The organism is Rhodococcus sp. Leaf278 (assembly GCF_001426085.1).
GTDB lineage: Bacteria > Actinomycetota > Actinomycetes > Mycobacteriales > Mycobacteriaceae > Rhodococcoides.
Genome location: NZ_LMRR01000044.1, coordinates 174,651 through 193,887 on the forward strand (window position 1 = coordinate 174,651; position 19,237 = coordinate 193,887).

Annotated in this window: 19 protein-coding genes; 11 read left to right on the plus strand and 8 right to left on the minus strand. The window is 64.3% G+C overall.

Annotation, left to right across the window (positions count from 1 at the left end; all coding sequences use genetic code 11):
- Positions 1-2: 2 nt before the first annotated feature.
- Both ASG84_RS25190 and ASG84_RS25195 read right to left on the minus strand, forming a co-directional pair.
- Positions 3-788: an SDR family NAD(P)-dependent oxidoreductase gene (locus ASG84_RS25190; RefSeq protein ID WP_057479682.1), complete on the minus strand. Its 786-nt coding sequence runs from the start codon at positions 786-788 to the stop codon at positions 3-5.
- On the minus strand, positions 785-1,765 hold the full coding sequence (locus ASG84_RS25195) for an SDR family oxidoreductase (RefSeq protein WP_057479743.1): 981 nt from the start codon (positions 1,763-1,765) through the stop codon (positions 785-787). Before ASG84_RS25195 ends, ASG84_RS25190 begins: the two co-directional genes overlap by 4 nt.
- Before the next feature lie 119 nt (positions 1,766-1,884).
- Here ASG84_RS25195 and ASG84_RS25200 point away from each other — a divergent pair, with 119 nt between their 5' ends.
- Complete coding sequence (locus tag ASG84_RS25200) at positions 1,885-2,511, plus strand: TetR/AcrR family transcriptional regulator (protein WP_057479683.1); 627 nt, start codon at positions 1,885-1,887, stop codon at positions 2,509-2,511.
- 233 nt (positions 2,512-2,744) lie between these two features.
- Entirely contained in the window at positions 2,745-5,102 is a 2,358-nt protein-coding gene (locus ASG84_RS25205; RefSeq protein WP_057479744.1) for a transketolase-like TK C-terminal-containing protein, read from the plus strand.
- On the opposite strand, the gene ASG84_RS25210 is transcribed toward ASG84_RS25205, so the two are convergent.
- Entirely contained in the window at positions 5,096-5,788 is a 693-nt protein-coding gene (locus ASG84_RS25210; protein WP_057479684.1) for a TetR/AcrR family transcriptional regulator, read from the minus strand. The genes ASG84_RS25205 and ASG84_RS25210 overlap by 7 nt on opposite strands.
- 164 nt (positions 5,789-5,952) lie before the next feature.
- On the opposite strand from ASG84_RS25210, the gene ASG84_RS25215 reads away from it, so the two are divergent.
- Genes ASG84_RS25215 through ASG84_RS25235 form a run of 5 tightly spaced genes read left to right on the plus strand, consistent with a single transcriptional unit; the run spans position 5,953 to position 9,651 of the window.
- Positions 5,953-7,155: a cytochrome P450 gene (locus tag ASG84_RS25215; protein WP_057479685.1), complete on the plus strand. Its 1,203-nt coding sequence runs from the start codon at positions 5,953-5,955 to the stop codon at positions 7,153-7,155.
- Positions 7,152-7,349 (plus strand): ferredoxin, encoded by a 198-nt coding sequence (locus tag ASG84_RS25220; RefSeq protein WP_057479686.1) that lies wholly within the window; start codon positions 7,152-7,154, stop codon positions 7,347-7,349. Before ASG84_RS25215 ends, ASG84_RS25220 begins: the two co-directional genes overlap by 4 nt.
- The gene (locus tag ASG84_RS25225; protein ID WP_057479687.1) at positions 7,346-8,488 is read left to right on the plus strand and encodes an NAD(P)/FAD-dependent oxidoreductase; all 1,143 of its coding nucleotides are present in this window, start codon (positions 7,346-7,348) and stop codon (positions 8,486-8,488) included. Before ASG84_RS25220 ends, ASG84_RS25225 begins: the two co-directional genes overlap by 4 nt.
- A gap of 11 nt (positions 8,489-8,499) precedes the next feature.
- Positions 8,500-8,886: a hypothetical protein gene (locus ASG84_RS25230; RefSeq protein ID WP_057479688.1), complete on the plus strand. Its 387-nt coding sequence runs from the start codon at positions 8,500-8,502 to the stop codon at positions 8,884-8,886.
- Between the two features lie 6 nt (positions 8,887-8,892).
- On the plus strand, positions 8,893-9,651 hold the full coding sequence (locus ASG84_RS25235; protein WP_057479689.1) for a lysophospholipid acyltransferase family protein: 759 nt from the start codon (positions 8,893-8,895) through the stop codon (positions 9,649-9,651).
- Between the two features lie 20 nt (positions 9,652-9,671).
- Here the strand turns inward: ASG84_RS25235 and ASG84_RS25240 are convergent, their stop codons facing one another.
- A complete protein-coding gene (locus ASG84_RS25240; protein ID WP_235581841.1) occupies positions 9,672-10,976 on the minus strand; it encodes a carboxylesterase family protein in 1,305 nt (434 codons plus the stop codon).
- A 95-nt stretch (positions 10,977-11,071) separates the two neighbouring features.
- Here ASG84_RS25240 and ASG84_RS25245 point away from each other — a divergent pair, with 95 nt between their 5' ends.
- The 4 genes from ASG84_RS25245 to ASG84_RS25260 all read left to right on the plus strand — a co-directional run bounded on the left by ASG84_RS25245 (position 11,072) and on the right by ASG84_RS25260 (position 15,383).
- Entirely contained in the window at positions 11,072-11,623 is a 552-nt protein-coding gene (locus tag ASG84_RS25245) for a TetR/AcrR family transcriptional regulator (protein WP_057479690.1), read from the plus strand.
- Between the two features lie 101 nt (positions 11,624-11,724).
- Entirely contained in the window at positions 11,725-13,314 is a 1,590-nt protein-coding gene (locus tag ASG84_RS25250; protein ID WP_057479691.1) for a GMC oxidoreductase, read from the plus strand.
- 17 nt (positions 13,315-13,331) lie between these two features.
- On the plus strand, positions 13,332-14,624 hold the full coding sequence (locus tag ASG84_RS25255; RefSeq protein ID WP_235581842.1) for a lipase family protein: 1,293 nt from the start codon (positions 13,332-13,334) through the stop codon (positions 14,622-14,624).
- A complete protein-coding gene (locus ASG84_RS25260; RefSeq protein ID WP_057479692.1) occupies positions 14,625-15,383 on the plus strand; it encodes an EAL domain-containing protein in 759 nt (252 codons plus the stop codon).
- 8 nt (positions 15,384-15,391) lie between these two features.
- On the opposite strand, the gene ASG84_RS25265 is transcribed toward ASG84_RS25260, so the two are convergent.
- From ASG84_RS25265 to ASG84_RS25280, 4 genes are read right to left on the minus strand one after another with little or no spacing between them, the layout of a single operon-like run.
- The gene (locus ASG84_RS25265; protein ID WP_057479693.1) at positions 15,392-16,003 is read right to left on the minus strand and encodes a methyltransferase; all 612 of its coding nucleotides are present in this window, start codon (positions 16,001-16,003) and stop codon (positions 15,392-15,394) included.
- A gap of 23 nt (positions 16,004-16,026) precedes the next feature.
- The gene (locus ASG84_RS25270; RefSeq protein ID WP_057479694.1) at positions 16,027-17,019 is read right to left on the minus strand and encodes a Bug family tripartite tricarboxylate transporter substrate binding protein; all 993 of its coding nucleotides are present in this window, start codon (positions 17,017-17,019) and stop codon (positions 16,027-16,029) included.
- The gene (locus ASG84_RS25275) at positions 17,016-18,539 is read right to left on the minus strand and encodes a tripartite tricarboxylate transporter permease (protein WP_082521211.1); all 1,524 of its coding nucleotides are present in this window, start codon (positions 18,537-18,539) and stop codon (positions 17,016-17,018) included. The genes ASG84_RS25270 and ASG84_RS25275 overlap by 4 nt, the downstream gene beginning before the upstream one ends.
- Positions 18,540-18,542: 3 nt before the next feature.
- Positions 18,543-19,118, minus strand: a complete 576-nt coding sequence (locus ASG84_RS25280) for a tripartite tricarboxylate transporter TctB family protein (protein WP_057479695.1) — start codon at positions 19,116-19,118, stop codon at positions 18,543-18,545.
- Between the last annotated feature and the right edge of the window lie 119 nt (positions 19,119-19,237).

Sequence of the window (19,237 nt, forward strand, 5' to 3'; positions counted from 1 at the left end):
GTCTAGTGCAGCATTCGGGCGAGGGCCGGTAGGAGGACTCGTGCGGGGACGATGCCTACCATCGCCGCTTGCAGTGCATTGCGACGACCCGAAATGATCTGCGGCCGCGAGCGTTTGGCGTCGAGTGCCGTCATGGCGGTGGTCACGACCTCGGCTGGTGTCTGGTAGGTGCCGGTGGCTGTGGCCGAGTCGCCGATGACGTCGAAGAATTCGGTGTGGGTGGGGCCGGGATTGAGAGCGAACACTCGGACTCCGTGTCGGGCCGATTCGTACCACAGCGACTGGCTGAAGCTCAGCACGAATGCCTTGGCAGCCGCGTACACCGCCAGGGTCGGAACAGGTTGGAACGCCGTCGTGCTGGCGACGTTGACCACGGTGCCGGATCTGCGGGTGATCATGTCGGGCATGAACGCCGAGCAGATATCCACCACGGCCCGGATGTCGACGGCGACGAGGCGCTCGAAGTCGTCGGCGTCGCCGTCGGCGAAAGGCCCTTGGACGGCGAATCCCGCGTTGTTCACCACCAGATCTATGTGTTCGGGGACGATGGAGCGCAGCCGTCGCCCGCTCGCCTCCTCGGACAGGTCCCAGGGCACTGTTCTACAGCGAACGCCGTACGTCGATTCGAGTTCGTCGGCCAGTTCTTTCAGACGATCTTCCCGGCGTGCGACGAGGACCAGATCGGACCCACGGGCGGCCAGCGCTCGTGCGAACTCGGCACCGATTCCGGAACTGGCACCGGTGACCAACGAGCGGCCCGGACAGTATCGAGAACCTTTGCGGCTCATCGGTCGATGCGCCCGAACTCGGCGACGGAGCGGCGCGCGAACTCCTCGTACGAGGAGGGTGCGTGTCCGAGCAGTGCAGGCAGGACGGTCAGGTCTCCTGCCGGCAGGCCGTGCCCGTCGTAGTGGGTCATCATCGTGCGATAGGCCTCCCGTGCATCGGCCGGCCAATTCTTCATGTCGCGGGGGTTGGACGCGGCCTGCGCACCGCGTACGAGGTGCCCGACCGAGTTCAGTTTCGTCGATCGCACTGCATGTCCGACGACCGAGGCGAGCGCAGGCAGCACGTTCAGCGAGTTCGTCAGCGACGACGGTGGGATGCGGATGGCGGTCACCGGATGGCCCAACACGCGTGACCAGATCTGTGCCATCTCGTGACGGGTGAGTTCGACCGTCGACAGGTCGTAGGTGCGTCCGGTGTGCGAGGACGGGTTGATCAACACTTGTGCGGCAGCCTCGGCGACGTCGGCGAGATCGACGACACCCATGACGCTGTCCGGCGAGACCGGGTACGGCATGACTCCCGCTTGCAGAAATTCCCACACTTCGAGGTAGTTCTGCATGTAGTGCGACGGCCGCAGCACCGTGGTGGGAATTCCGCTGTCGCGCAGCAGTCCCTCGGCGATGTCTTTCTGATGATGGTGCGTCAGCTGATGCAGGTCCGGATGGATGACGGAATGGAAGACGATGTGCTGCAGTCCCTTTGCCGGTGCCGTTGCGATCAGATGTTCGATGATCGGTCGCTCGTCGATGATCTGCGTCGGCGCGGCGTGGTACAGCACATCTGCACCCGTGAGTGCGCTGTCGAGGGTGGAGGTCGACCGTAGATCGCCGACGACGACCTCGGTTGCTCCGTCCCGACGGGTGGTCGCGGCCTGGCTCTCGTTCTTCACGACCGCGCGAATGGGCACCTTCCGATCGGCCAGTCGTCGGACGAGCAGTCGTCCGACTCCGCCGGCAGCGCTGGTGACTGTGATCATCGGACCTCCTTGGCGAGTGAGCACGGCGAACCCGGCTCGTTTGCGAATATTGCATATTGACTGCATATAACGCAAGAGGTCGACGCAAGACGGGACTGGATCTGCATTACTCTCGGACGGTGCCCTCGAACGACGTCGACGATGCTGAGCAGTCACGGCGCGCCCGTCCGCGCCGTGATCGACGCCAGGCGCTGATCGACGCCGCGATCGAGCTGATCTCCGAGGGTGCCAGTGCAGACATCAGTGCGGCGGCGATCTCGCGCAGAGCCGGTGTGGCACACGGGTTGTTGTTCTACTACTTCACCGACAAGCAGGGGCTGGTGGACGCCGCCCTCGCCGATGTGCTGGGCAGGTTGTCCGACGCTCAAGGCCCGCAGCCCGAGGAGCAGACGGTCCGGCGGCGGCTCGAGGGTTTCGTCCGGCGACACATCGAATTCTTGAGGGATCACCGCGCGCTCTACCTGCGGGTGGTGCGTGAGGAGGAATTCGGCGAGGCCGGTGTCGAGAGTGCACTCCGACAGGCTCGCGCCGAGGGGGAGCGGCAGGTGGCGGCCCTGGCCGAACTCCAGGATCCGTTGCCACCGCTGGTCGGTGCTGCGATCTCCGGGTGGACCGGATTTCTCGACCGAACAGCCGACACGTTCTTCGACAAACCGGACATCGACCTCGACGAGTTGGTTGCGCTGATCGTCGATGCGTTCGAGGCGGTCACCGATTCTGCAACGCGCCGAAGCAACCCCACCTAGATGATCAGAATTCTCGGCTGCCGGACCATGAAACTGCGCAGAATGCCCAGATCCGCCGACCTCTATTGCGCAGTCGGCCAGCCTCTGGTCGACTGAGGCCGGTTGCATCACAGACGCGACTGACTCGGCGCTTCGCAATCCGAACGCTTGCCTCATGGAGTGACGGGGCCCTATCAGGTCCCGCCACTTCCACTCGACGCAACCTTTCGTCGCCTACCTCAGGAGTGTCCGCCATGACCAGCCTCAGTCCGTCCACCGGCAATTCGACCGACGGTGATTCGGTCACCGGCGGGCGCGAGACTCTGCACGACATCTCCGAGCGGGTGCTGTGGTTGTCGACATCGATGATTCACCACGCCAACCGAATCCGGCCCAATCCGACGGGTCTCAAAGTCGGCGGCCACCAAGCTTCGTGCGCGTCGATGGTCACCATCATGACCTCGCTGTGGTTCGAACAGCTCGAGTCCGGCGACCGAGTGTCGGTCAAACCGCACGCGTCGCCGGTGCTGCACGCCATCAACTACCTACTCGGTGAGCTGGACGAGAAATACCTGACGACCCTACGTTCGTACGGCGGTCTGCAGTCCTACCCCTCGCGCGCCAAGGATCCCGATACCGTCGACTACTCGACGGGTTCGGTGGGTATCGGTGCAACAGCTCCTATTTGGGGCGCGATGTCGCGTCGGTTCGTCGACTCCGCATTTTCCGGAGACGCCCCGAGTGGGTTTCGCGGACGGCAGTACTCCCTCGTCGGAGACGCCGAGCTCGACGAAGGCGCTGTATGGGAAGCTGTCATCGATCCCGGCATCGGTGAGTTGGGCGAGATCGTCTGGATCGTCGACCTCAATCGCCAGTCGCTCGACCGAGTGGTGCCGAACATCGCCGCGGGTCGCCTCGAGAAGATGTTCGACGCCGCCGGGTGGCAGGTCATCACCGTCAGGTTCGGGCGGTTGCTCGAGAACCTGTTCGCCCGCACAGGCGGTGACGCGCTGCGTCGACGTATCCTCGACATGCCCAATCCCGAGTATCAGCGGTTGTTGCGCTGCTCGGCGTCCGAGCTACGAGATCGGCTGCCCGGCAGCGGGTCCGATGCCTCAGCGATCAGCGAGCTCATCGGTGACCTCGACGACGTGATGCTCACCGAGTCCATTCGCAATCTCGGTGGCCACGATCTCGACGCTCTGCGCGACGCCTACGCACATATCGACGACACCCGTCCCACGGTGATCATCGCCTACACCGTCAAGGGCTTCGGTCTCCCCACTCAGGGGCACCCACAGAACCATTCCTCTCTGTTGACGGTCGAGGAATACGCCTCTCTTGCAGACACTCTCGGTACGGACGCGGGATCGCCCTGGGGCCGCTTCGACGACGCCAGTGCGGCCGGCCGATTGTGCACCGAGGTTGCCGAACGTCTTCGCCGCGAGCCGGTCTCCATCAGTCGGCCGCCCGCAGTTCCCACCGACATCGGCCGCACCCCGAAGGGCACGGCCACGACGCAGGCGGCGCTGGGCCGTACCCTGATCGACCTGACGCGTGAGGCTCCCGAGGCGGCGCGTCGTGTCGTCACGGTCAGCCCCGACGTCAGCTCCACGACCAACCTCGGTGGTTGGGTCAACAAGGTCGGTGTCTGGTCCTCGGCCGAACGCCACGATTGGTTCGGCGACGACGCCGAGACCATCATGCATTGGCGCGAAGGACCCACCGGTCAACACATGGAACTCGGTATTGCAGAGACCAATCTGGTCGGTCTGATGGGCGAACTCGGAGCGACCTGGAGTCGTTGGGGTGAGCCGCTGTTCCCGATCGGGGTGATGTACGACCCGTTCGTCGAACGCGCCCTCGAACCGTGGTCGTACGGCATCTATGCCGGCGGACAATCCATCCTCGTCGGCACACCGTCCGGGGTGACGCTGGCAGCGGAAGGTGGTGCGCACCAGTCGATCAAGACTCCATCGATCGGTCTGGAGCAGCCGGGGTGCATCTCGTACGAACCCGCTTTCGCCATCGACGTGGAGTGGACGTTGCTCGCCAGTATCGCCAAGCTGGGCCGCCCCGACGGCACCTCGGCGTACCTACGGCTCTCGACCCGTCCGGTGGATCAGACGTTGGCCGACGTGCCGAGCGATCCGGCGGCCCGTGAGCGCAGGCGTAAACAGGTGGTGGCCGGTGGCTACCCTCTCGTGCGACGTGACGGTGCCACCGTCACGATCGCGGCAATGGGTGCGCTGATGTCCGAAGCCCTGGATGCGGCAACACGTTTGGAGCAGATCGGTATTGTCGCGGACGTCCTGTGCATCACCAGTCCCGGCCAGCTCTACCGCGCGGTTCAGGCGCGGCAGGGGCACGGCGACGCGGAATCGTGGATTCTCGATCAGCTGCTGCCGGCCGATCGAGCGACACCGATGGTGACGGTGCTCGACGGCCATCCGCACACCCTGGCGTTCCTGGCCACTGTGAACCGCGTGGCATCGACGTCGTTGGGCGTCAGCAATTTCGGTCAGGTGGGATCGCTGGACGAGGTGTACAAGCACCATCACATCGACACCGATTCGATCGTCGGCGCTGCGTTGGACGTCACCGGTCATTGACTTGGAGGATCGACCTGCTGGGTGAGAGGCTGGGATGTGGGGTCGAGCGCTGCGTGTACTCCGCCGCTGTAAGACGTCGGAAGTGCTCGGCTGCACAGCGTTTCGGCTTCAGCGGCGGAGATTCCGAGTGCGCGGAGGACGCGCCTCGTCGTGTCGTCCACGGTGGCGGTCTCGTCCCGTTCGGGTTGGGCGAGCAGTAGGCGCCCGAGTGACAGCAGGGAACCGGCCACGATGGCGAGGGCGACATCGGCGTCGTCCACATCGAATCGTCCTTCTGCAGCTGCGGACTCGATATCGCGGCGTGATCGCGGTGCCAAGCCCCCCGCGGCCGCGAAGGCCGCAGCCTCGGAGTTCAGCAGGACGCGGCTCAGTTGCGGTTCGAGTCGGAAGAGGCGTCCGGACAACCGAAACGACTGAGTGAATTTTTCGACCGGATCGTCCAGGCCGACGGTGAGCGAGTCGAGGTAGTCGCCTGCAGATTCGAGGGCCGAGTCGATGGCCGCCTGCCACAGTTCTTCCTTGGTCTCGAAGTAGTTGTAGAAGGAGCCGTTACTGACGTCGGCGGCTTGCGTGATCTCGAGGACCGGCGCGTTCGTGTTACCGCGCGCCAGGAACCCCTGCGCGGCCGTGATGAGGGCGGCTCTGGTGCGCGCTTTTCGGCGCTCTACACGGTTGCCTTCGGCCACGGTCTGCTCCTGCTCGACGGGTTCGTGAGGTCAGCCTATCTCGAACCGATGATGACGAATTCGTCAAAAAGCTTGACTGTCGATGCTCTCATGGGTGACGATATCGTCATTAACCGAGTGGGCGAGCGCTGACGGACCCCTCCACGGCGGCACCGAAGGACCTCATGACAACGAACGCGACCATCCCGCAGTACCGCACCGACATCTATTCCACCGATGCGATCCTCGACCCGTATCCGCACTACGCGACGCTGCGCGAGCTCGGCCCGGTGGTGTGGCTCCCGCGGCAGCAAGTGTTCGCGATCTCGCGTTACGCGGACTGCAAGGCTGTACTGCTCGATGACGAGACCTTCATCTCGGGTGACGGTGTTGCGCTCAACCCTGTTGCCAATCGGTTGGGCCGCGGGACGACGCTCAACACCGACGGCGACGAGCATGCAACCAAGCGTTCGGTGCTGGCGCATCGGCTCACCCCCAAGGCCGTGCGAAAGATGAAGGCCGCCGTGGAAGAGAAGGCCGAAAGCATCGTCGACGCGGCCCTGCGCCAGAAGTCGATCGACGGTGTGGACGATCTCGCGACAGCCCTCCCGATGTCGATCGTTCCGGATCTCGTCGGCTGGCCGGAGGATGGCCGCGAGGATCTCCTTCGTTGGGCAGGAGCAACATTCGACTCTCTCGGTCCCGTCAATCGGCATTCGGCCAAGGCTGCGAAGGGTGCCGCCGAAATGTTCGCTTTCTCCAGGAAGGTAGTGCGAGAACGATCGGTGCTACCCGGGAGCATGGGCGACGACGTTCTGAAAGCCGCGGACGACAACAAGATTCAGCAGTCTGCTTGCCCTGCTCTGATGATCGATTATCTCGGACCATCGCTGGATACCACCATCGGAGCGATCTCCGGTGCCCTCGATTTGTTCGCGCGGCATCCCGATCAATGGCAGGCAATTCGGGAGGATCCGGACTTGATTCCCAATGCAATCAACGAGGTGGTTCGCTACGAGTCACCGATCCGGGCGTTCTCGCGTCGAGCAGTACGTGATGTCGAGATCGATGGCTCGAGGGTCCCGAGAGGCGCGCGCGTGTTGGTGGTCTACGCGTCGGCCAATCGCGATGAGCGCGAATGGGATCGGCCCGACGAGTTCGACATCACCCGCGATGCTGCCCGTCAGCTCGGATTCGGTTCGGGCGTACACGGCTGCGCCGGGCAGGGGCTCGCGCGTTTGGAAGCCCAGACCATGCTGCGAGTACTCGCGCGGCGAGTCGAACGAATCGTTGCCACGGGAGTGCCGAAACGGGCCGTCAACAACGTCATTCACCGATACGAACGGCTGCCGCTGGAATTGGTGGCAGCAGAAGGGACACAGCAATGAGAATCGACGTCGACTGGGATCGGTGCGAGGGCCACGGTATCTGCGCCGAGCAGGCACCGAAGGTGTTCAGCCTCGATGACGAAGGCGAACTGCATTATGCGTTCGACGACAACGACATTCCTGACGACCTGGCGGCCTCGGCTCGATCGGCAATCGGCGTGTGCCCGGTCGCGGCGCTGCGAGAACAGGCGTGAGCTCTCTCGACAGCAGGATCGTCGTCGTCGGAGACTCGATCGCCGGCTGCACAGCCGTTCGTGAACTGCGGGCCCGCGGACACGAAGGTTCGATCGTCATGATCGGTGCGGACGATGACGGATGCTATGCGAAACCACCGTTGTCGAAGCACGTGCTCAAAGGTGAGGCCGCCGCGGCCGAAACCTGGGACCTGTCGGATCTGGACATCACGGCGATCGTCGATCCCGCGGCGTCGTTGAACACCGCACGTCGAATAGTCACTACGACAGCCGGAATCGACGTTCCCTACGACGCGCTCATCGTGGCCACCGGAGCCGTGGCCCGCCGCATCGCCGGTCCGGGGCAGGCAGGCGAGACGGTGCTGCGGACCTTCGCCGACGTCCATGCACTCCGTCCGAAGCTGGACGCCGCCCGTACCGCCATCGTGGTCGGTGCAGGGTTCCTCGGCATGGAGGTCGCCAGTGCCTGTGCTGCACGCGGTATCGCAGTGACCGTCGTCGATGTGGATCCTCCGCTGCAACGGCTCCTGGGTTCTTTCCTGTCCGACGCGATAGTGGCGCGAGCCGAGGCCGCATCGGTGCAGTTCGTTCGGACGGACGCTCCCGTCGCGTTGGTCGGTGAGCCCGTCACAGGTATCGAGTTCGCAGACACACAGCTGACTGCCGATGTCGTCGTCACCTGCGCCGGTGATGTGCCGCAGACGGAGTGGCTGGACGGTGCCGGTATCGCGGACGGTATCGGGGTCGGAATCGACTATCTCTGCGCTACAGCGGTTCCCGGAGTATTTGCTGCCGGGGACGTCGCCTACGCGCGCGCCGCGTCACGTCGAGCGCCGTTCTGGTCCAATGCCGTCGCACAGGGCAAGGTTGCGGCCGCTTCTGCTCTCGGCCTCGAACCCACGTGCGCCCCTGCCGACGACTACTTCTGGACCGAGGTTCTGGGACTGTCCATCAAAGTCGTCGGTCCACTCCCATTGCACGGCGAACCGATCGTCCTCGAAGGTTCGATGGAGGACGGATCGGCGCTGTTGCAGTGGAACCACGATGACGGCCGCACCACCTTCGTCGCCTACGGCATCAAGAAGGCCGTCGGTCTGCTCCGACGGCTCGCCCGCGACTCCGCTGTTCCCACTACCTGAGGAATCGATTCATGGCTACTGTCTCCACACTCGTTCGACGTCTCCCCGAGGCGGTCGGTCTCGCCCGCGCGGCGATCGGCGTCGCCCACATGGTGGCACCCACCCGAGCGAACGAACTCCTCGCCGGGCCCGACGCCGCGGTGGCGACCACGCGAGCTGCGGCCCGCACCTTCGGCATTCGTGAGATCTACATCGGCGGCGGACTCTACGCCGCAACTCGATATGCCCCGAGGGCAGTACGCACGCTGCTGCGCGCGGGTGTGGCGGTCGACGTCTGGGATACGGCGGCGTTCGCGCTCACTGCTCACCTGCCACAACGAACGAGAACAGCGGGCTGCGCAATCGCCGGAGGCTTCGTGATCGCCGGCGCGCTGGCCGATCTGCAACTGGATCGGTAGTCGACGATGGACAACATCGCGCGTACCTTGCGAGCGGCGAGCATCAATGCCGTGCGCTTTTACAACAGGCTGGAAATAACGGTGGCGCAACCGGTTCCGGACACTCCGGTGTTGTTCGTTGCCAACCACGGGTTCGGCGGAATCATCGATCTCAACGTGTTCGCGTTCGCGGCCGCTTACGACGAACTGGGTGTCGACCGTGAATTGATCACACTGACGCATCAGATTGCCTGGACGCTGCATGCCGAGAAATTGATCGAGCCGTTCGGTGCCAGGCCCGCAAGCAAGCAGACGGCCCTCGATGCGTTCGAGGAGGGCAACAACGTCCTGGTGTTTCCCGGTGGCGATGTCGATGCGCTCAAGGCCTGGAAGCATCGCAACGAGATCCTCTTCGACAGGCGCACCGGGTACGCCCGGTTGGCGATGGAGGCGGGGGTGCCGATTGTCCCCGTGGTCACTGCCGGTGCCGGTGAGTCGTTGCTGGTACTCGGGAGCGGTAAGCGGCTGGCGAAGGCGCTGAGGTTGGACAAGGCTCTCAGGCTGAAGACTCTGCCACTGTCGGTGTCCATTCCCTGGGGAGTGAATCTCGGTTTGGTCGGCTTGCTTCCGTATCTGCCGCTGCCCACCAAGCTACAGACGTCGGTGCTCGCTCCCATGCGGCCGACCTATGACGAGACGGCAGAGGAGTTCGCGGGGCGGGTTCATGCGGCGATGCAAGCCGAGCTCGACGATCTGACGAAGGACCGGCGGCCCATCATCGGATGAGGAGCTGAAACAGCCGTCGGTCAGAACACCATCGAACGCCCGGGCAGCCCGGCCACTCCTTCTCTGGCGAACGCAGCCCATGTCTGCCGCACCTTGGCGGCCAACGCCTCCGGCGGAGTAGTGCCGGCCAACATCGGCGCGTCCCACCATGCGTCTCCGAACAGCAACGGTAGTTCGATGCTGTGGCACGCCCCCAACGGTGCGCCTTTCGGTGCCCAATCGATTCGGTACGACGCGACCTGACCGCCGGCGCGGTGCCACATCTTCACCATGCCGTCGACGCCGAACAACAGGTTGGTTACGATACGGACGACCGGTGCGGTCAGCACCGAACTGACGATGCCGAACCGATTCAGCCACAACATGTTCGATACGACATTCACGAACGGTGAAGCATCGTCTCTCGTGTGACCGATCAGAAGTTCGACGCGAGGTGCAGTTCTGCGCAGGGCGGCATCGGGGTCACCGGACAGGGGGTCGAGGTGAGCGACCGGCCCGAACGGCATTCCGCCTGCAGCACCGAACCTGCGCACGGCCTGCGTCACGGCACGCTCTGCACCGAGCACATCCGCCGCGGGTGCAGTGGCCGGGTCCGTACGAAAGTGCGCTGCGAAGGCCTTTCGGGCTGTCTCGTACAGAGCCGATCGGCCCGAACGCAACCCGAGAGGCGCGCTCTGCACGATTGCCCTCGAGAACAACCCTACGGCCGACTCGCACGCCATCAGCGCGAGGACGGCATCGCCGCCCGCAGACTGCCCGAACAACGTCACGTTGTGCGGGTCACCGCCGAATCGAGCGATGTTGGTCGACACCCAGCGTAGTGCCGCGATCTGATCCTGCACACCGATATTGCTGTCTCCGTGGCCTTTCGGGGTCAGGTAACCGAACCCGCCGAGTCTGAAGGTGACGCTGACGACCACGACGCCCTCGCGGACCAGTAGGTCGGCGTCGAATCTCTCGGCTTCCCCGCCGCCCGAGACGTAGCCACCGCCGTGCAGCCACACCATCACCGGAAGTCCTTCTGCCTCGGTGGGAGCGGTCACCGACAACACGAGGCAGTCCTCGCTCTGTTCGAGCCCGTCGACCATCGGGCCCGTGACATTGTCGAGCCGGGAGGGCAGCTGGATGCACACGGGGCCGCGTCGGGTTGCGTCTCGCGTCGCACCCGGGGTGTCGACCGGTTCGGGTCTACGAAATCGCGCGGCAGTGGCGTAGGGAATTCCCCGAGCGTGGATGAGCCCATCGGCGTCGACTGCTTCGAGGTCTCCGCTGGTGGTACCGGTGATCGTCCGCAGGGTCGCCCCGGGTGTCGTCTCGTCGTTCACGTGTGAACCCCCATTCGATGAACAGGTGCGAGCTTATCGTCTACGGCCCGTCATCGGATGAGGCCGTAGCGCCGGAATGCCGTCATACTCGGACCATGCGGTCGAAGCAGAAAATCCTCGACGCCACGCTCGGGCTCATTGCCGAGGGTGGTTTCGAGGACGTCACCATCGCAGCGGTCGCGCGCGCGTCGGGCGTCACCCGTCAGACGGTGTATTCGATTTTCACCACGCGCGAAGACATGATCTCCGAGGCGATGGTGGGACTTGTCGTCGACGTCATCGGCGGAATTCGGGCTCGAGCCGATCAGGCGGAAACGCCGGCGGAGTTCGTAGTCGAGACAATTGTGGCTGCGCGCAACCTCATTCGCCGGGAGCCGGTGCTCAATTCGTTGCTGCGCTCGGGCCACGCGAACCCGTTGTTCGATCCGGACATGATGGATCGAGCAGAGCCCGTCGTGCGTCAATTTCTCGACGGCTACAGCGAACGACATCCCGAATTCGATTCGACGCGGTTCGACGGCATCGACGCTGTGCTCGTACGCAACGGGCTGTCGGTCATTTTGTTCGACGACGAGGCGATTCGCGACGACGACGGCTTGCGGGCGTACCTCCGGCGCTGGTTGGTTCCGCTTCTACCCCTGGGCTGATGGCCTAAAACTTGACACTACGAACCCCTTCTGTCTAGTTTTGCATCGCACGCCCACGTGACACAGGTCTCGTGGGCGCTGCAGCACCTTTGGGGGGGTACGTGTCGAACTTGAATCGCCGATCGTTTCTCGGTGCCAGCGCTGTTGCAGGCTTGGCCGCACTGTCGGGCACCGGGGTGGCGCGAGCGGCCGGTGGGCGCCGCGTCCAGACTCCGCTGACCCGCGAAGATCATCGCGTGGTGGTCATCGGATCGGGGTTCGGCGGCGGTGTGGCGGCCTTGCGCCTCGCCGAGGCAGGCATTCCAGTCCTGGTACTCGAGCGCGGAAGACGTTGGAACACAGGGCCGAATGCCACGACGTTCCCCAACGCCACGTCGCCGGACAAGCGCATGCTCTGGCACGGCTCCAGTCCCAATCTGTTCGGTAGGCCGGTTCCGTTCGATCCGTACGTCGGCCTGCTCGAGGCGGTGTCCGGGGACAACATGACGGCGCTGTGCGCAGCCGGAGTCGGCGGCGGATCCCTCATCTATCAGGGGATGAGCCTGCAGCCGTCGCAGTCGGTCTTCGAGGAGTACTTTCCGGTCGGCCTCGACTGGACAACGTTGAACAGCGTGCACTACCCGCGAGTGGCGCGAATGTTGCAGCTCGCGCAGGCTCCCGACGAGTTGATCGATACACCCAATTATCAAGCGGCTCGGGTGTTTGCGGCCAATGCGCGGCGAGCGGGCCTGCCGGTGTCGAAGATCCCGATGCCGATCGACTGGAACTTCGCCCTCGACGAGACGCGCGGAGTGATGACGCCGTCGTACACCGACGGTTCCGGGGCGTTCGGAGTCAACAACGGCGGCAAGCATTCCGTGGACGTCACCTACATCGCAGCCGCCGAGGCGACGGGTCTGGCGACGGTGGCGACGCAGCACAATGTCACCCACGTCGAACGTTCCGCCGACGGCCGGTGGACGGTATACGTCGATCGAATCGATTCCGATGGAACGGTTCTGGAGAACAAGATCCTCACCACCGGTGCGCTCATCATGGCCGCCGGAAGTCTGAACACCACCAGGCTGCTCGTTCGCGCCGGAGCGACCGGTGCCATTACCGATCTACCGGACGAACTCGGGCAGGGCTGGGGTACCAATGCCGATCGCATCTACGTGTGGTCGAGCATCGAGCAGCAATTCGGTACACCCCAGGGAGGTCCGGTGGTGTTCGGCAGCCTTAATTGGGATGACCCGAACACCGCGCACACCGTCATCCAGGCATCGATACCGCCGTTGTCCTTCGACGCCCACAGCACCATGCTGGTGGGGTACGGAGTCAGTCGTGGACGCGGTTTCTTCGGCTACGACTCCGCATCGGACCAGGCCAAATTGCATTGGCCGGCCAATGGCGACAGCGTCATTCAGGACGGCTCCATCGATCCGACGGTGCGTCGCATCGCCGGTGCGGGCAGCATTCTCACCGATACCAACGCGGTGTTTCCGTCCACCTGGCATGCGTTGGGTGGGGCGAACATGGGCGCGGTGTGTGATCTCGACGGTCGCGTGTACGGCCAGCGCGGTTTGTACGTCCTCGACGGGGCGCTCATGCCGGGCACCACCGCAGCGTGCAATCCGTCCATGACCATCGCCGCACTGGCCGAACGTGCGCTGGACACTATCGTCGCCGACGATATCGGCTCCATCATCTGACCACCGGAAAGAGACCGATGCATCTGTATCGCACCATGATCGGCGTTGCCGTGACCGCCGTGCTTGTGTCCTCGGCGACTGTGTTCGGAGCTTCGGCTGCGCACGCCGATGCCGTGGACGACTTCTACCTCCCACCGGCCCAGGTCGCCGACGAACCCGGTGCAGTGTTGCGGACGCAGCCGATGTCGCTGTTCGCGGCGCTGCCCGGGGCGGATGGTGTCTATCCCGTTCAAGCGAAGCGGGTGCTGTACACGTCACGGACGCAGGACGATACGCCGATGGGTGTATCGGGCACGTTCATTCAGACGGAGGTGCCGTGGCGTGGGGCCGGTCCTCGGCCGACCGTCGTCGTCGCGCCGGGCACGGTGGGCCAAGCAGATCAGTGCGCTCCTTCCCGCGCGTTCCCGACGTCGATCAACGCTGTGACGCAACCGCTGTCGATTTCGTTCAATCAGGAGTTGTTGTCGTCCACACTGTGGGGGTCGATGGGTGCGAACGTCTTCGTCACCGACTACATCGGTTTGGGAACTCCCGGCGTGCATACCTATGTCAATCGGGTCGAGCAGGCTCATGCTGTTCTCGACGGTGCCCGCGCCGCAAACGAACTGCTCGGTGACTCAGACGCGCCGATCGGTATCTGGGGCTACTCCCAGGGTGGTGGAGCGGCGGCCGCGGCAGCCGAACTCGCCGCGGAATACGCACCGGGGCTGAACGTGAAAGGTACCTGGGCAGGAGCGCCCACCGCTGATCTGCTCGAGGTGCTGAAGACCGTCGACGGAACGCTGATCGGCGGCGTGATCGGCTATGCGCTCAACGGTTTCGTCGAGCGCGACCCGAGCTTGCTGCCACTTGTCGACGAACGGCTCACCGATCACGGCAAGGCGGTGCTCAGTGATCTGTCGACGCAGTGCATCGGAGACACCATCCTGAAGTACCCGTTCCTACGCACCGAATCGCTGACCGTGGACGGCAAGTCGATGCTCGAGAATCTGGGGACCATTCCGCAGGCGGGCCGCATTCTCGAGGCTCAGCGGATCGGTCGCAGTACCCCGAACGCGCCGGTGATGATCACCAGCGGGATCAACGACGACACCGTGCCGTACGGTCAGGCCCGGCAGCTGGCCCAGGATTGGTGTGAGCGAGGTGCCTCGGTGGAGTTCCGAAGCAATCCGTTGCCGCCGATTCTGACGGGTGCGGTGTTGCCCAACCACTTCGGACCGCAGCTGATCGACGGGTACGGCGGCGGCGCCGCAGCGTTCCTGATGGATCGGTTCGCCGACGTGCCCATGCCGACGTGCTCGCTCGATTGAGTGGCGACCGCAGAGAGGGCCGCCTCGACTCCGCTGCACTCGACGCTGCTGCGGTCGCGGCGTCGGGTGGAGGCGGTGATCGCCGGCGGTGGACCGGATATCGTCTTTCAACCGATCGTCCGGGCACGCGATGGTGTGATCGAGGGATACGAGGCCCTGTCACGTTTCCCAGCGGGTGGCGGTGACACCGAGGCGTGGTTCGCCGATGCAGCGCAGTGTGGTCTCGGCCCTGCTCTGGACAGGTCCGCCGCCGTGAAGGCCCTGGCCGAATCGGATCGTCTGCCGGGAGGCTGCTTCGTAGCGGTCAACCTCAGTGCTGCAACGCTACTGGTGGATTCTGCTCTGGTGGACGTACTGCTCGATCACGGCCGGCGTCGGCCACTTGTTGTGGAGATCACCGAGCATGCCGCCCTCGACGACGAGGGAGCGGTGGTGGCTGTTCTGGCGAAACTGCGTTGCGGCGGGGTAGCGGTCGCGGTCGACGATGTGGGATCCGGTTATGCCGGTATGCGGCAGCTCGTCGTGCTCGAGCCACAGATCATCAAGCTCGACGCGTTCGTCGTGCACGGTATGAAAGGTAATCGAGCGAAGTCGGCCCTGGCCGAGCTGGTACTCGAGTTCGCGCGAAAGACCGAGGCCAGGTGCGTGTTCGAGGGTATCGAGACCGATGACGACCTCGATGCGGCCACCCTGATCGGGGCCGACTTGCTGCAGGGCTACCGAGTCGGTCGCCCTGCAGCGGTGGATCAGTTTGTCTGAGAGCCTGTTCAGTGGCTGCGGGACGAGAAGCTCTCGCGCTTCGAGGCCTCGCGTGCCACCACGTCCTCGGCAGCGACGATGACGTCGTCCACATCGGAGCTCTTGACGACGACCACCCCGTCTGCGTCGGCGACGATGACGTCACCGGGTGATACGACGACGCCTCCCAGTGCCACCGGCTCGTTCAGCCGTCCTGGCCCGTTCTTGTACGGTCCTGCCGGTGTGACACTTCGCGCGAAGACAGGCAGGCCCAACTCGGCCAATGCGTCGGCGTCACGAACGGCACCGTCGATGACGAAACCGGCGATGCCCAGTGACTTCGCCCGAATCCCGATGAGATCGCCGATCAGGGCACGGGTGTCGTCGCCCGAGCCGTTGACAACGATGACGTCGCCGGGGCGGGCGTCATCGAGAGCCTTGTGGATGTAGAGGTTGTCGCCCGATCGAGTCCAGACGGTGTAGGCCCGGCCGGTAACTGCTGCTCCGGCCCAGATGGGGCGCAGTCCGGCGATGATGCCGAAACGTTCCTGGGCGTCGCCTACGTTGGCTGCGGGTACCCGAGAGAATCGGTCGATGATGTCGTCGGATACGGCAGTGGCGGAATAAGTTTCGGTACTCATGAGATCAATGCCTTTCGGGTGGCTTATTGCTGGTCGGCGAGCAGTTCGGCGATGATCGGTTCGATCTGGGTTTCGCGCTGTTCCCACAAGGTCGCGACGTCGGCCCCGGTGACCCAATCGGGCTGTGTCGCTGCGCCGGTCAGCTTCTCGGCGACTGCGGGGTCGGCGAGTGCAGTCTCGAGGGCATTCTGCAGCGTGGTCATCGTTGCGTCCGGGGTGCCGGCGGGGGCGCTGATGGCGAAGTTGTTGGTCATGAACGGGGCGTCGTATCCCTCGCTCACCAGAGTCGGTACGTCGGGGATGAGCTTGTTTCGCTCCTCGGTGAGTACCGAGAGGATGTTCACCTCACCCGAGGCGAACTGGCCGTAGAAGCTGGACACTCCGCCGAGGGCGAAGTCGGTTTCACCGGAGACCAGGGCCGAGATCTTGTCTGCACCACTGTTGTAGTGAACGATGTTGAAGTCCAGGCCCAGGGTGTCTTCGAGGGTACGCAGGTTGACGTGGTCGTCTCCTGCGCGGGAGTCGGTGCCGACGGTGATGGTGCCGGGGTTGGCCTTCACCGCATCGAACAATTCGCCGATGTTCGCGTAGGGGCTGGACTTGTTGACCCCGATCACGATGTCGTTGGATGCGAACGAGCCGATGGGTGAGAAGCTTTCGCGATCGAACCCGGCCTTCTTGCTCGGGTCCAGGTATCGGCCGAGGATCGACGGGATGTTGGTGAAGCCGATGGTCTCGCCGTCCGGCTTGGCGTTGGCCAGGTAGTTCAGTCCGACGACCTGGCTGCCACCCTCCTTGTTGACGACCTTGACCGGCACACCCAGTTCGGTCTCCATGGCGGGGGCCATGATTCGGGCCAGGATGTCGTTGCCTGCACCCGCGGCGGACGGCACGACCCATTCGACGGTGGCACCGCTGCGTGGGAACGGTGCTCCCGAATCGGTTGTGCCGCCGCTGCATCCGGCAATCAGGGCGGCGGCGGAGATGGCCGCGATCAGGGTGGGCAGTGTTCTCATGAGACGGGCTCCTTGATGGGCTGGGTTCGAGTGGCGCGGCGGGAGAGGATCCGAGCGAGGACGGGGCGCAGCATTCCGAACAGAACGGCTGCGATGAAGACGAGCAGGAGAACCTTGTTGATGGGGCCTTCGACGAAGACGCCGTAGTCCCCGCGAGAGAGCGAGAGTGAACGCTGGAAGTTCTCCTCGAGCAACGGCCCGAGGATCAGAGCCAGCACGAGAGGAGTCAGCGGAATCTTGGTGAGGTGGAACAGATATCCGATGACGCCCGCGCCGAGCATGATGAAGATGTCGAACACGCTGCCGTTGATGCTGTAGACGCCCAGGAACATGAAGGCCAGGATCATCGCCATCAGGTAGTGGAACGGGATCTTGAGTACAGCAATCCACAGACGAACCAGTGGCACGTTGAGAATCAGCAGGATGATGTTGCCGACGAGGAAGCTGGCGATGATGGTCCAGGCCACTTCGGGGTTGTCGCGGAACAACAGTGGGCCGGGGATGAGACCGTTGATGGTGAAGGCGCTGGCCATGATGGCAACCGTGGCGGAGGTGGGGATGCCGAGGGTGAACAGTGGAATCATCGACGACAGTGCGAGCGCGTTGTTGGCCGATTCCGGTCCGGCGACGCCCTCGACGGCACCCTTGCCGAATTGCCCGGGACGCTTGGTGAGCTTCTTCTCCATCGCATAGGACGCCAATGAGGTTGCAGCCCCCGGAGATCCGGGAAGCAGGCCCATGAAGAAGCCGATGACCGAGCCGCGCATCGTGGGGCCTGCAGACCTGGTGAGGTCCGTTTTGGTGGGCAACAGCTTTCCGACGGCCAGTGGTCGGCGGCCGGCACCGCCCGCCGAGCGGGCTTGGATGAGGATCTCGGTGAGGCCGAAGCAGCCCATCACGACGGCTACGAGTGCGACGCCGTCGAACAATTCCGGCATTCCGAACGTGAATCGCTGGATGCCCTGGCCGGAGTCGATCCCCACCGATGCGATCGTCAAGCCCAGCCCCACGCTGATCAGTGCTTTCGCGGGATTGTTGCCCGAGAAGCTGGTGATCAGGGCCATGCCGAGCAGGGCGACGAGAAACAGTTCGGGAGCACCGAATTCGAGTGCGAATCGGCTGAACGGTGCGACGACGACGAACCCGACGACGCCGACCAGTCCGCCGACGAACGACGCGAGTGCGGCGACAACGAGAGCCGGTCCGCCGCGTCCGCTCTTGGCCATCTCGTAACCGTCGAGTGTGGTGGCGATGGACGACGCCTCACCCGGAATGCGCAGCAGCACAGCGGTGACGGTGCCGCCGAATGCTGCGCCGTAGAGGATGGCGGCGAGCATGATCAGCGCTGTGGTGGCGTCGAGCCCGAACGTGATCGGGATCAGCAGCGACACCGCAGCGGCCGGGCCGAACCCGGGGAGGACGCCGACGAGCATGCCGAGTACGCAGCCGAGGAGTGCGAACAACAGATGCGTCGGAGTGAGGACGTTGACGAAGCCCGCCATCAGATCGGGAAACCCCATGGCTCACAACCCCCAATCGGCGAGGAACGGAATGGACGACGCAGGTAGGGCGGTGCCGAGCCAGACGTCGAACACCAGTCGGGTCGCCAAGGTGGTGGCCACTGCGACTCCGACGGCGACCAATGGGGTGCGCTTGCCGACGAAGGTCAGGACGACGGCGAGCATCAGCGCCATGGACAGGGTGTAGCCGAGTGTAGGGAGAACCAGTGCCGCTCCGGCGATCGCGGCAACGACCACTCCGATTCGGATCCACCCGGCGCGATCGGGCAGTTCGGCCTCGTCGGCGTCTTCCTCGTTGTCACTGGAGAGGAACGCGACGGCTGCGGAGGTAGCGGGTTCGAGTTCGGGATCCGGTTCGGGCGCGCTCGTCCGCGGTGCTCGAACGAGCTGAATTGCCCACATCGCCCCGCCGAGGATCATGCCGAGGCCGCCCACCAAAGGCAGGAAACCCGCGCCGACGCCGGGGTCGGCCGTGACGCCGTACCCGGTTGCCAGGGTGACCGTCGCCAGGCCTACGACGAGGGTCGCGCCGAGCACGATCCATTCGATCGTGTGTTGTGTGCCGAGCAGTACCTTCACGGCCTGCCGCCTTTCTGACATATGTTCGGATGCGGCCTGAGAGGTCGGCCGGATTGCTGTGCTGTGGATCACTTGCAATCTTGCACAGGTTTACAGGATTGTGGTTGAGTGTGTCAACA